The organism is Pseudochelatococcus contaminans, from assembly GCF_014195635.1.
Classification (GTDB): domain Bacteria; phylum Pseudomonadota; class Alphaproteobacteria; order Rhizobiales; family Beijerinckiaceae; genus Pseudochelatococcus; species Pseudochelatococcus contaminans.
This window is the reverse complement of sequence record NZ_JACICC010000001.1, coordinates 705,221-717,837: the sequence shown is the minus strand read 5'-3', so window position 1 is coordinate 717,837 and position 12,617 is coordinate 705,221. Positions and strand designations below refer to the sequence as shown.

The window sequence follows — 12,617 nt, the reverse complement described above, 5'->3', positions numbered from 1 at the left end:
GGATTATGGGATACTGTTACTGAAAGGTTTTACGCCTTCCTTTGGCCGATCGATGAAGCAGAAAGCAAGTGTTATGCGGTCATCTGCGTGTGATTTTCAACGATCATCATGCGCCGGCTCCATAAATATTCTTAATATATTATTTTATGCCTATAGCACACAACTTTACGAGGCGAATAAACATTGACAAAATAATAATGATGTGATAGGTGACTTCGCTATTGGCTGCCAATTAATGTAATAATATTCTTCAATAAGTAGAGGTCATACACCATGCCGATGCTCCAATTGATGCATTCCATTTCATGGCGGGCGCTGCGACGCAAGGCCGGCGTATCGTTGCTGGCGCTGTCGATGCTGGCGCCCCAGGCTGCTCAGGCCTGCACCAGCTTCCTGCTGCGCACCACCGATAAAGGGGCTGTGTACGGCCGTACGATGGAATTTGGCTTCGAGCTTGAGTCACGCCCGCTGGTCATCCCCCGCAATTACAGTTTCACGTCGGAAGGGCCTGATGACAAGCCCATGCTGTCATGGAAAGGCAAGTATGCGGCGGTCGGTCTCAACGCTGTCAACCTGACGGCGCTGATTGATGGCCTGAACGAAAAAGGGCTGGCGGGTGGAGTTCTCTACTTCCCCGGCTTCGCCGAATATGCGGACGCATCGAAGACCGATCCGGCAAAGTCTCTTGCGCCGTGGGATTTCCTGACGTGGGCATTGACGAACTACGCGACTGTTGAGGAAGTCAAGGCAGCGGTCAATGATGTTTCCGTTGTCGGTGTTATGCAGGAAACCCTGAAGGACGTGCCGCCATTCCACTACACGCTGCACGACGCCACCGGCGCATCGATTGTGATCGAGCCTGTCGACGGCAAGCTCAAGGTTTATGACAACCCGCTGGGTGTGATGACCAATTCGCCTTCGTTCGACTGGCACCTCATCAACCTCGGCAATTATGTCAAGCTTTCGCCCGGCAATGTGCCGCCGCTTAAAATCGGCGATGTCACCATCGAGCCGCTTGGGCAGGGATCGGGCCTTCTCGGTATTCCCGGCGACCCCACGCCTCCCTCCCGTTTCGTCCGCGCCATTGCTTACATCCTCTCGGTGCAGCAGCAGCCAAGCGGGCCTGAAAGCGTGCGTCTGGCAGAGCACATCCTGAATAACTTCGACATCCCGAAGGGTGCTGTCGGCAAGGGTGATGAAATCGATTACACGCAGTGGTCCAGTATCGCCGACCTCGATAACCTCACCTATTACGTCAAGACTTATGACAACCAGATTCTGCGCGCCATCGACCTGAAAGGCTTCAATCTGGATGGCATAGAGCTTTTGACCACAACGCTGACGCCTGAAGTAACGCCCACACCGATTGCGCCCGCAGCCTTCGCACCTTCCAACCAGCAGCAGGGCGCTGCTCCAGCAAAGTAAGCGGAAAAGCATCACGTCAACGCAAGCCGACCGGGGATACCTGCCTCCCGGTGGTGGTTGAAAAAATCCGGGGCGTACACGGCTTCCAGCGTGTGCGCCCCGTTTGATATCCGGCAGCGAGGGGTTACAGACCGGACATCGCCCGTTGTCTCACCCGTGTACGCCCGGTGAGGAAACGGCTTGTTTCTTGCGGCCAAACACCTGCTTGGCTTTTTCGCGTATCGTCTGGAACGTGACGTAAAGCATCGGGATGAGGATGATGCCGAGGCTGCTGGCAGCGATCATGCCCATGAACACCGGCGCACTGACGTTCTGACGCGCCATCATGGATGCACCGTTCGCCCAAACCAGCGGCACGAGCCCGAGAATGAACGCGAAAGATGTCATCATCACCGCACGGAAACGAAGCTTCGCCCCGAGTTCCGCCGCCTCCCGGATGCCGAGCCCCCTCTCCCGTTGCTCCTTGGCGAACTCGACGATGAGGATGCCGTTCTTCGCCGCCAGCGCAATCAGCACCACCAGACCGATCTGGCCGTAAAGATCAAGCGTCAGCCCCCACACAACAATTGCACCGAACGCGCCAAGCACGGCCACCACGACCGATAGCAGAACCGGAACCGGGATGACCCAGCTTTCATAGAGCGCAACGAGGAACAGGTAGGCGAACAGCAGCGCGAGACCCAGAATGATCGCTGTCTGGCCGCCGGCCTGACGTTCCTGATAGGACGTACCCGTCCACTCCAGCGCATAGCCCGCTGGCAGAACATTGCCGACCACGGCTTCAAACGCATCCATGGCGTCGCCGGACGATACACCCGGTGCCGGCGAACCGTTGACGGTGACGGCGCGGTAGTTGTTATACCGTGTGATGACGGCAGGGCCGACGATGGTTTTCAGCTCGGCTATCGCCTGTAGCGGCACCATATCCCCCGTCGCGCTACGCACGTAGATATTCCACAGCGCCGGAATATCGCGGCGGTTGTCGACCTCCCCCTGCACATTCACCTGCCAGGTGCGGCCGAACAGGTTGAAGTTGTTCACGTAGGAGCCGCCGAGCGTCGTCTGCAGAGCGGAGAAGATATCGTTGATGCCAACACCGAGCGCCTGCGCCTTCTCCCGGTCGATATCGAGATACAGCGACGGTGCGTTCGCGGCATAGGTCGTGAAGACACGGCTCAGGGATGGATCCTGATTAGCCGCACCAACCACGGCGTTGACTACGCCGCCCATGGTCGCCGGATCGGCGCCTTCGAGAGATTCGATCATGGCCTCGAAGCCGCCGCTCGTCGACAGGCCGATCACCGGCGGCAGGTTGAAGGGCAGCACCATGGCCGAGCGCACCTGTTGCACACCGCCAAACACTTGCCCGATGAGCACCTGCACCTTGTCCGTGGCGGCCTGACGATCCTCGAAAGGCTTGAGCTGCACGATCATGAAGGCGTTGTTGCTGGCCGAATAGCTGTCCAGCAACGAGAAGCCGATGACCGAGGTGACGTTCTCGACCTGCGGCAGCGCGCCGACCAGTTCCTCGACCTGCCGCACAGCATCGCTGGTCCGCGCGACCGACGCGCCATCCGGCAACTGAACGTTGATGAAGAACGCGCCCTGATCTTCTTCGGGCAGAAAGCCCGATGGCGTCAGCTTCGCCAGGGTGACGATGCCGAACGCGCACACACCCACGATGACAAGGGAGAGCACGGACAGCCGCAGCGTCTTGCGCACGATCCACGCGTAGCCATCCCGCATGCCATCGATGCGTCGGCTGATCCAGCCCATAATGCCGCGCTTCTCGCCGGTGTGACGCAGGAACACTGCGCACAACGCCGGAGACAGCGTCAAGGCGTTGAGCGCCGAGATCAGCATGGACACGCTGATGGTCACGGCGAACTGCCGGAACAACTCACCGGAAATGCCAGGGATGAACCCGATGGGCACGAACACGGACAACAAAACCAGCGTGATTGCGATGATCGGCGCGGTCACCTGCGCCATGGCTTTCTTGGTGGCGTCGACCGGCGAAAGATCCGGCTCCTCCTCCATGACCCGCTCGACGTTCTCGACCACCACGATGGCGTCGTCGACGACGATACCGATTGCAAGCACCAACGCGAGCAACGAAACGGTGTTGGCCGAATATCCCAGCACAAGCAAAACCGCGAAGGTGCCGATGATCGAGACCGGAACGGCGATGATGGGAATGAGTGTGGCGCGCAGGCTGCCGAGAAAGATGAAAACCACAACAGCCACGAGGACGAACGCCTCGATCAACGTATGAATAACCGCCTCGATCGTGTCATAGACGAAGTCGGTCGAGTCATACATGATCAGGGCTTCGAGCCCCTCCGGCATGCGCGATTCAAGCTGCTCCATCTTTTCCGTGATCGCCTCGGAAACGTTCAGCGCATTTGCCCCTGGAGACAGGTAAATGCCGATTGCCACCGATGGCGCACCGTTGAAGCGGTTGAGGGAGTCGTCATTTTCAGCGCCCAGCTCGACACGCGCGACATCCCGAACTTTCAGCACCGATCCATCCGGGTTGGCGCGCAGCACGATATCGCCAAACTCCTCGGCAGTGGTCAGCCGGCCCTGCGTCTGGACGTTGAATTGGAACTGCTGATCGTCTGGAACGGGACGCGCACCAATACGCCCGACGGGCGCCTGCACGTTCTGGGCGGAAATGGCCCTGACAACGTCAGACGGCACCATGCCAAGGCTCGACAGGCGCTCGATATCGAACCACACCCGCATGGAGTAGTTCATGCGGCCAAACAACGAAGCAGAGCCGACGCCCGGCGTGCGCGCCAGTTCGTCAAGCACGTTGATCGTCGCGTAGTTCGTCATGAACAGCGGATCGTACCGATTATCAGGGCTGTTCAGGGTGATGAACTGCAAGATCGACGATGACTTTTTCTGCACCGTCACGCCGAGGGCCTGCACTTCCGCCGGCAATTGCGACAGCGCCGTCTGCACACGGTTGTTGACGTTCACCGTGTTGATATCGGCATCCGAGCCCAGGGCGAAACTCACCGTGAGCGTATAGGTGCCATCGTTGCCGCTGGTGCTTTTCATATACAGCGCCTTGTCGACGCCGATGACCTTCGACTCGATGGGCTGCGCGACGGTGGCTTCCAGAACCTCCGCCGAGGCGCCGGGATAGTTCGCGGTCACCGAGACCTGCGGCGGCACGATATCCGGAAGCTGCGACACGGGCAGGCTGGTCAGCGCCAGCGCACCGGCGATGGTGATGACGATGGCGATGACCACCGCCAACCGAGGCCGATCAATGAAGACATTGGAAATCATGACCATCAGCCTCGCGTAGCTTGCTGTGCAGCAACGGGCTCTGGCGTCACCGGCGCTTGGGGCCGGACGCGTTGAACACCTTCGACGACGACGACATCACCCGCAGCAAGCCCATCAACCACGGTTGCCATGCCAGCACTCGACTGACCGAGCTTCACCCTGCGTACTTCGGCGATATTCTGGCCGTTAACGACATAGACATAGTCGCCCTGCTGATCGATCAGCACGGCTGCACGCGGTATCGTCAGCACCTTCTGCGGCGTCACCGCCTCCAGAATGACGCGCACGAACTCATCGTTGAACAACTCGCGCCGGCCATTGCTATCGACAGGGTTGGGGATCGACCCGCGCAATGTAATGGAATCCGTCGCCGCGGCGACGCTCACGTCGACGAAATCCAGTGTCCCGACCTGATCGTAAATGCGCCCGTCCGGCAGGCGCAGCCGCAAGCGGAGCGCCTTGTCGGTGCCGCCTTCATCGGCGTACTTCTGCTGCAATGCAATCAACTGGCGCGTCGGCACCGGGAAGGTGACATACATCGGATCCTGACTGACAACCGTGGCAAGCGGGGCGGATGTTGCCGAAAGGACATTGCCGGCCGTCACCAATGCACGGCCGATGCGGCCGTCGATGGGTGAGCGGATTTCGGTGTAATCAAGATTGATCTTCGAGATATGCAGCGCAGCCTCGGCGGAGCGCACCTGCGCGGCGGCTGTTCTTTGCGCCGCCAAAGCATTATCCAGTGCGCTCTGAGATCCGGAGCCGGACTTGCGCAACTGGTCGGCGCGGGCAAACGCGGTGTTGGCATTCTCAAGCTGCGCCTGAGCCTGAGCAACTGCCGCCTGCTTCGCCTCGACATCAGCCTCATAAGGCGGGCGCTCCAGGCGGAAAAGAAGACTGCCCTTCGTTACATCCGCACCTTCGACGAACAACTGCTCCTCAAGAAAGGCCGACACGCGGGCGACGATATTGACCCTCTCGATGGCCTCGACGCGGCCATTGAACTCCGTCGTCTGGGTTTGCTCGGTTTCCGTGACCGTAACGACACCAACCGCCGGAGGCCCTCCCCCGCCCGGCATCTGCGCCAATGCTGGCGTGGAGAGCGCAATCAGGCAACAGGCGGCAACAAGGCCATGGAATGATCTGGACATGGGAGTTCCTCAGCAAACATTCCGTGCGCTTATATATACAATCAAAACGTTTGTAAATTAACTTTGTCAGAAATTCCGATCCCGCTTGCTGGCACGCATGGCAGCTTCAAACAGACATCACAGCAGACTGAATGGTTTTGAGAGGGATGCGATATGCAGATGCCGCTTGGGGCGCTGCAAGGCGGCAACAAGTCGTGAAAACGGTGGATCAGCTATTGCAGATCGTGAAACCGAAAGAAGCCTGATTATTCTTGACGCTCAATTCAGTAGAGCCGAATTGCCATATTAACGGCGCAGTGATAGATACATACTGTATGTTTCAATATTCACATAGCAAAGGATAATCAATGAGGCGGACCAAGGAGCAAGCGGCCGAAACCGGGAGACAAATCCTACAGGCTGCAAAGACTTTATTTCTCGACAAGGGATATGACAAGGTCAGCCTCGAAGAAATCGCCGTGGCGGCAGGTGTAACGCGCGGCGCCATCCACTGGCACTTCAAAAACAAGCAAGGACTGCTCATTGCTCTGCGAGACAACACGCAGGAGCCTTTCAGAAAGCTGACGCAAGAACTTTCAGATCACCCGGACTCGGCATCACTGACCAAGCTTGGGGATCTCATTTCGGGAATGTTCGAGCAGCTGCAGACTGATCCGCGCCGGCAAGGCTTGCTGCGCGGCATGATGCGGCTCGATATCACGATGGCAGACAACTCCGAGGAAGGCGGTTCGACGTTCCGCAAAGAGATGTACGAACTGCTTCTCCAGATTTTTCAGGCTGTGGAGCGCGAATCCGGCCTGCCGCAACCGTGGTCTCCGGAGGCAGCCGCACTGCTGCTCAACGCCACCCTTTCCGGCCTCGTGGGAGAGTGGGCCTTGGGCAAAGGACATGGCCATCTGGTGCCCGAGGGCCAGGCCTTCATCAAGATGATATTGTCGCTCTGGACCCCAAAAGGTGCCCATCCTGCTGAAATCACAGCTGAATAAGACACCACTCTTCAGCCGTTAGGCATCAGCCACCGTCGCTTCGCCGGCAGCTATGGCGGCGTGCGTCACCGAAGCGTTCGCAAATTTTGTTTACAAACGTATTGACTGTATATAAATCAGGACGGGATCATTCGAGGAAATCCGATGCCCCGTTTCTCACGTGACTTACGCGCGCCAAGCCGCATAATCCCCTATGCCTCGCACAACCGTTGCGACGCCGGCCTGCATCGGGTTTTGCTCCGATATGATGCGCCAAGCGGCAAGGTGAGCCGCGCAACGCTCCTTGCGACATTCCTGATGATGACGACCGCGACCTTCTCGCAGGCGCATGCGGAAACGATGAACGGCGCGCTTGCGAAGGCTTATGCGGGCAACCCGACCTTGAATGTTCAGCGTGCAAGTCTGCGCGCAACGGACGAGAACGTTCCGCAGGCGCTCGCGGGTTATCGACCGACGGTCAATGCCTCTGCCAGCGCATCGGTTGCACGCACGCAGACCAGATATCCCGGTTCAAGGGCAACAGAAACGCTCTATCCCAGTTCGTTCGGAATCCAGATCGACCAGAATATTTTCGACGGCAACCGAACACGCAGCTCGGTTCGGGCGGCGGAAGCGCAAGTTCTCGGCGGTCGCGAGCAGTTGCGGAATACGGAACAGACTGTCCTGCTGGACGGGGCGGTCGCCTATATGAATGTGCTGCGCGACACCGCCGTCCTCAACCTTCAGCGCAACAACGTCGAGGTGCTGGTGGAGCAGCTTCGCCAGACAGAAGACCGTTTCGGGGTTGGCGAAGTCACACGGACAGACGTGGCCCAAGCAGAGGCGAGCCTTGCCAACAGCCGGGCGGATGAAACCGTCGCCGAGGCAAACCTGCGAACGAGCATCGCGACCTACAATCAGATGATTGGCGAAACGCCGCGCAAACTTGGGCCTGGCACATCAGCGGAGCGCCATCTGCCGAAAACGCTTGAGGACGCGATTCGTGTCGGGCTTGCAGAACATCCGGCAATCATTGCCGCGCTGCACGGTGTGGATGTCGCCGAGTTTCAGGTCAAGGTCGTCGAGAGCGAACTCTACCCCCAGCTTGGCGTAAGCGCGGGTGTCACGCGTGAATTCGACTCGTCATACACGCGCGACAGAGTCGTGACCTCCGGTGTCGTTCAAGCGCAATTACGCGTGCCTATCTATGAAGGCGGCCTCGTTTACTCCAAAACGCGCGCGGCCAAGGAGCAGGCAGGCCAGCAACGATTGCAGGTGGATGTCACGCGCGATCAGGTTCAGCAGGCCGTTGTCTCGGCATGGGCCAATCTGGAGGCTTCAAAGCAGCGCATCAGCGCGGCACAGTCCGCAGTCAAAGCCAATGAAATCGCTCTGGCCGGCACCCGCGAGGAAGCCAAGGTCGGCCAGCGAACGACACTCGATGTCCTCAATGCCCAGCAAGTGCTGCTGAGTTCGCGCGTCTCATTGGTGACGGCACAGCGCGATCGCATCGTCGCTTCCTACGAAGTTCTGCAGGCAATCGGCAGGCTTTCAGCGGAAATGTTGAGCTTGAAGGTCGCGCGCTATGATGCGAGCACGCATTTCGATCAGGTCAAAGGCAAATGGGTCGGCACCTCAACCCCGGACGGCCGATAGGCCGCCCACGAGAGGAACGGCCCACGCCGATCAATGTGACTGGCCTTGCCAGGGCGTTAGTTTGCGCTGCAGATGACGCAGGCCGGTTTCCAGCACGAATGCAATCAGAGCGATGACCAATATGCCGCTCACAACAACATCCGTCGCCAGAAACTGACTCGCCGATTGCACCATGAAGCCCAAGCCAAGCGTCGCCGCCACGAGTTCTGCCGCTACGAGGGTGGACCAGCCGACACCGAGGCCAATGCGCAATCCGGTCAGGATGTCCGGCAAGGCGCTTGGAATGATGACGTGGCGCAGCAACTGCCACTGCGTTGCCCCCAGTGACTGGGCGGCGCGGATTCGTGTGGGATCGACATTGCGCACCCCGCTTGCGGTGGCGATTGCGATGGGTGCGAAGATCGCCAGATAGATCAACAGCACCTTCGACAGCTCACCAATGCCGAACCAGATGACGATCAGCGGCAAATAGGCCAGCGGCGGAACCGGCCGGTAGAGTTCGATGAGCGGATCGAAAATTCCCCGGGCAATGCGGCTGCGGCCGATAGCGATCCCGGTCGGGACCGCCAGAAGCACGGCGGCAAACATCGCCAGCCCGATGCGCCAGAGGCTTGCCGCCAGATGCTGCTGAAGCGTGGCATCCATGTACCCGGTGGTGACGAGGCGGGCAATGCGGCTCAGGATATCTTGCGGCGCAGGCAGAAACAGCGCGTCGATATAGCCCAGCGCGGTAACCGCCCACCATACGAACAACACCGTTGCCAGGGTGATGACGCTGACCAGCGTCGTAAAGCCGGAGCCGGACAGCAGGCGTGTTTTCCAATCCGCCCGTTCCTCCCCGGATGCATGGTCCCGGTTCGTCGGCGATGCGATTTCAAGCGCCTCGGCTGAGGACAAGGCCTTGCTGGCCGCATTCGAACTCATAGCGTATTTCCCTGACACCTGTAAAATTTGCAAACATGAATACCTGAAACAAAACCGGCGGCGGCGTAATCGAAAGTGCAGCGCCAATCACGACGCAATCTATTCAGCCTGAATAGATGAACGTTGCTGATGCTGACACATCTCTCAACCTGCCGGCCAAAATCAGGCGTGGTGGGCCTGGAAGACCTGTTGCAAAACGTGCTCGCGTGCGGCGATGAAGTCCGGAGCGGATTTGACCTGTCGGACAGGCTCACCCGCCGCATAACGACGCCCGAAAGGCAATGTCAGCCGCTCGACGATGCGGCCCGGCGCGCCGCCGAGGATGATCAGGTCCGTCGCCAGAAATACGGCTTCTTCTATTTCGTGGGTGATCAGGAAGATCGGCTTTTCGGACTTTTGCCAGACATTCAGCAGCAGTTCCTGCGCCTGTTCCCGGATAAACGCATCCAGAGCGCCGAACGGCTCATCCAGCAGCAGAATGCTGGGATCGGCGGTCAGGGCGCGCGCGATGCCGACACGCTGCTTTTGACCGCCGGACAGTTGCCAGACATTGCGATGCTCGAACCCTTCAAGACCCACCAGAGCCAATTGCCGGCGCGCCTGCTCCTCACGCTCCGCACGCGGGACACCCCGCAACGCCAGGCCGAAGGCCGCGTTTTCCAGCACCGTTTGCCAGGGCAGCAGCGCATCCTGCTGGAAAACGACACCCCGATCCGCGCCCGGCCCGGAGACCGGAGCGCCGTTGAGAGTGATCTGCCCGCTGGCGGGCAGCGCGAATCCGGCGATCAGATTCAGCAGCGTCGTCTTGCCGCTGCCGGAAGGCCCCAGAACAACGACAAGTTGTTCCGGACCCAGCCGAAGCGAGATGTCGCTCAACGCGAGGTTTCGCGACCCCGGATAACGCGCGCCAACCTTGCGCAGTTCAAGCAAAGCCATAATACCTCAGTTCTTTGCAGCAGCTTCGACGTGTTTGGGCGTCGTGTATTCAGCGTAGCTCGGCAGCACCTCGTCGATACGGCCCTGCTCCTTGAGGAATGCGGAGGTCTGCGTCAAGGCATCAATGGTCGGCTGCCCGAGCTTCTCAATCTGCTGATCGGGGTTCAGGAATATGCTGCCCGACAGAACGTTGGGAATCTCGACCTCGGTTGCGCCGGTCAGTCGCACCAGCTTGTCGATGTTGTCCTTGTTGGTCACCCACGCGACGGGATCCTTCGTGTAGTCAGCGAGGGACTGCAGCGTGACTTCCGCAAACTTCGCCACCACTTCAGGGTGCTTTTCCGCGAAGTCCTTGCGCACCAGCCAGACGTCGAACGTGGGTGCACCCAGCTTCGCCAGTTCGCCGGAGCTGATGAGCACCTTGCCGCTTTCCTTCGCCTTGCTGAGCGCCGGATCCCACGTGTAGGCACCGTCGATGTCGCCGCGCGACCATGCAGCGGCGATATTGGCTGGCGTCAGGTTGATGATATTGACCTGCTTGGCGTCGACACCCCAATGCTTGAGCGCGGCCAGGAGGCTGTAGTGGCTGGTGGATGCAAACGGCGTGGCGATTTTCTTGCCCACCAGATCCTCCGGCTTCTCGATGCCAGAGCCATTGCGCACCACCAGTTCCTCGCTGGTACCCAGCTCTGCCGCGATCAAAAACGCCTCAATCGGCAGCTTGCGGTTGATGGCTGCCGCGAACGGGCTGGAACCCAGATAGGCGATCTGAACATTGCCTGAAGCGACCGCGTTGATCACCTCGGCCCCGCCATCGAACTTGCGCCAGTCGATCTTGGCACCCGTCGCCTTTTCATAGAGGCCATCGGCCTGCGCGACATGCGACGGAGTCGGGATGGTCTGATAACCCACCGTCAGATCAGCCGCATGCGCCGCAAAAGCAGCGCCGCCAAAGGCCAAAGCCAAACCCATTTTTAAAAGCGACTTCGTGATTTTCATTACCGGGTTCCTTGATCAAGTGGGCTCATAACCAACGCCGGGCGCGCTGGGCATGCCAAAAGCTGCGGCTGCCGCCGAGAAGACAGCGCTCTCCCCGCCAGAGAGGAGGCGCTGCCATTTGCAACGACACCAAAAGCATCATCACAGTTAGTATATTAATTTAATAGACATTTAGCAAGGCCGCAACGGCATTCACCGATCAGTTATCCAGATCGATTATCGGCTGATCGACCGAACGCAATTCGCTTGCCCCAAGCCTGACTTGCCTCAAGTCTGACTTGCCCCAAGCCTGATTTCATTTGCCACAGAAATATTTTTAAGCATCATTGTATTTTTTCCGAAGTACTCTATAGAAATCGCATGCAAACATTTTTGCATAATTGCCACCATATGATTTAAATCATAGAGATTATATCCATGCGTAAGTGTTTTAAAGCTTTGACGATCGCCATCCTTGCCGCCGCAATACCGGCAGCAGCAACCAATGCCCAAACCGCCAGAGATGCGGACATACTGGGCATCAAGATGGGAGACAGCCTTGAATCGGCCGAGCAGAAACTGAATGATTCAGGGATCGGCTACAAAATCCAGATCCAGAAAGGGAGACTGAAGGCGGGTGCGTTCGCCTCAGAGGAGATAGCGTTTGGCCTGGAAGGCCGGGTAAACGATAACAGCTTCATCTTCGTCGCCGCCGCGGTCACGCCGCCGCATCCGGTGATCGGCATCTGGCGGAAGCACTATTTCACCGATGGCTGGCGTCCGGGACAGGGACCTGCCGTGCGGGAGCAGGTGCTCGTCGAGGATATCAAGGAGGCGATGATCGCCAAAGCCGGACCGATGATCACAATCGACCCGCAGTTTCAGGGTATTTATCCGGAGTGGAACTGGGGCACAAGCAAGTTCGAGTTCGAGCGCAACGGCTATCATCCCTGCTTACGCAGAGATGAGGACAAGGTCCTCAAGATGCGCAACGGTTCGTTCAGTTTCTCCGGACTCAACGACGATGGGCCGTATCGCCTGGAGACGAAATGCGGCGTGACTCTCCGCGTAAAGGTCGATAACAGGGGCGACGTACAAGAAATGGCGGATCTCGCCGAATTCTGGCTCGTCGATTATGCCGCAGCGGCGGACAATCTCCGCACGGTTTACGATATGCTGGAGAAAGGTCAGGCCGAGGCCGCCGAGCGCGTCAAGAACGCAGCCGAAAAACCGAAGCTGTAATCCCTCAGGCAGGGCAGCGGCGTTTCATGCCGCTGCC

Annotated in this window: 9 protein-coding genes; 4 read left to right on the top strand and 5 right to left on the bottom strand. The window is 58.8% G+C overall.

Features of this window, described 5'->3' with window-relative positions; translation table 11 throughout:
- The first annotated feature begins 273 nt into the window (after window positions 1–273).
- Window positions 274–1,425 (top strand): linear amide C-N hydrolase, encoded by a 1,152-nt coding sequence (locus FHS81_RS03040; RefSeq protein ID WP_183750528.1) that lies wholly within the window; start codon window positions 274–276, stop codon window positions 1,423–1,425.
- Between the two features lie 150 nt (window positions 1,426–1,575).
- On the opposite strand, the gene FHS81_RS03035 is transcribed toward FHS81_RS03040, so the two are convergent.
- Window positions 1,576–4,728, bottom strand: a complete 3,153-nt coding sequence (locus tag FHS81_RS03035; RefSeq protein WP_183750527.1) for an efflux RND transporter permease subunit — start codon at window positions 4,726–4,728, stop codon at window positions 1,576–1,578.
- 5 nt (window positions 4,729–4,733) lie between these two features.
- A complete protein-coding gene (locus FHS81_RS03030) occupies window positions 4,734–5,879 on the bottom strand; it encodes an efflux RND transporter periplasmic adaptor subunit (RefSeq protein ID WP_183750526.1) in 1,146 nt (381 codons plus the stop codon).
- Between the two features lie 347 nt (window positions 5,880–6,226).
- Between FHS81_RS03030 and FHS81_RS03025 the strand changes: the two genes are divergently transcribed.
- Window positions 6,227–6,865 carry a TetR family transcriptional regulator gene (locus tag FHS81_RS03025; protein ID WP_183750525.1) on the top strand — a complete coding sequence of 213 codons (639 nt, stop codon included), beginning with the start codon at window positions 6,227–6,229 and terminating at the stop codon, window positions 6,863–6,865.
- Between the two features lie 264 nt (window positions 6,866–7,129).
- The gene (locus FHS81_RS03020) at window positions 7,130–8,500 is read left to right on the top strand and encodes a TolC family outer membrane protein (RefSeq protein WP_343052401.1); all 1,371 of its coding nucleotides are present in this window, start codon (window positions 7,130–7,132) and stop codon (window positions 8,498–8,500) included.
- Window positions 8,501–8,530: 30 nt separating this feature from the next.
- Here FHS81_RS03020 and tauC read toward each other — a convergent pair whose 3' ends face one another.
- The 3 genes from tauC to tauA form a co-directional block, all read right to left on the bottom strand.
- A complete protein-coding gene (gene tauC / locus FHS81_RS03015) occupies window positions 8,531–9,424 on the bottom strand; it encodes a taurine ABC transporter permease TauC (protein WP_183750523.1) in 894 nt (297 codons plus the stop codon).
- A gap of 162 nt (window positions 9,425–9,586) precedes the next feature.
- On the bottom strand, window positions 9,587–10,360 hold the full coding sequence (gene tauB / locus FHS81_RS03010; RefSeq protein WP_183750522.1) for a taurine ABC transporter ATP-binding subunit: 774 nt from the start codon (window positions 10,358–10,360) through the stop codon (window positions 9,587–9,589).
- A 6-nt stretch (window positions 10,361–10,366) separates the two neighbouring features.
- Complete coding sequence (tauA, locus tag FHS81_RS03005) at window positions 10,367–11,332, bottom strand: taurine ABC transporter substrate-binding protein (RefSeq protein WP_246374427.1); 966 nt, start codon at window positions 11,330–11,332, stop codon at window positions 10,367–10,369.
- A gap of 465 nt (window positions 11,333–11,797) precedes the next feature.
- On the opposite strand from tauA, the gene FHS81_RS03000 reads away from it, so the two are divergent.
- Window positions 11,798–12,580, top strand: a complete 783-nt coding sequence (locus FHS81_RS03000; protein ID WP_183750520.1) for a hypothetical protein — start codon at window positions 11,798–11,800, stop codon at window positions 12,578–12,580.
- Window positions 12,581–12,617 lie beyond the last annotated feature (37 nt).

Excerpts from the sequence above, each read along its gene's own strand:
- tauA (WP_246374427.1), bottom strand. The coding sequence starts at position 11,332 with ATGGGTTTGGCTTTGGCCTTTGGCGGCGCTGCTTTTGCGGCGCATGCG.
- FHS81_RS03025 (WP_183750525.1), top strand. The coding sequence starts at position 6,227 with ATGAGGCGGACCAAGGAGCAAGCGGCCGAAACCGGGAGACAAATCCTA.
- FHS81_RS03030 (WP_183750526.1), bottom strand. The coding sequence starts at position 5,879 with ATGTCCAGATCATTCCATGGCCTTGTTGCCGCCTGTTGCCTGATTGCG.
- FHS81_RS03040 (WP_183750528.1), top strand. The coding sequence starts at position 274 with ATGCCGATGCTCCAATTGATGCATTCCATTTCATGGCGGGCGCTGCGA.
- FHS81_RS03035 (WP_183750527.1), bottom strand. The coding sequence starts at position 4,728 with ATGATTTCCAATGTCTTCATTGATCGGCCTCGGTTGGCGGTGGTCATC.
- tauB (WP_183750522.1), bottom strand. The coding sequence starts at position 10,360 with ATGGCTTTGCTTGAACTGCGCAAGGTTGGCGCGCGTTATCCGGGGTCG.
- tauC (WP_183750523.1), bottom strand. The coding sequence starts at position 9,424 with ATGAGTTCGAATGCGGCCAGCAAGGCCTTGTCCTCAGCCGAGGCGCTT.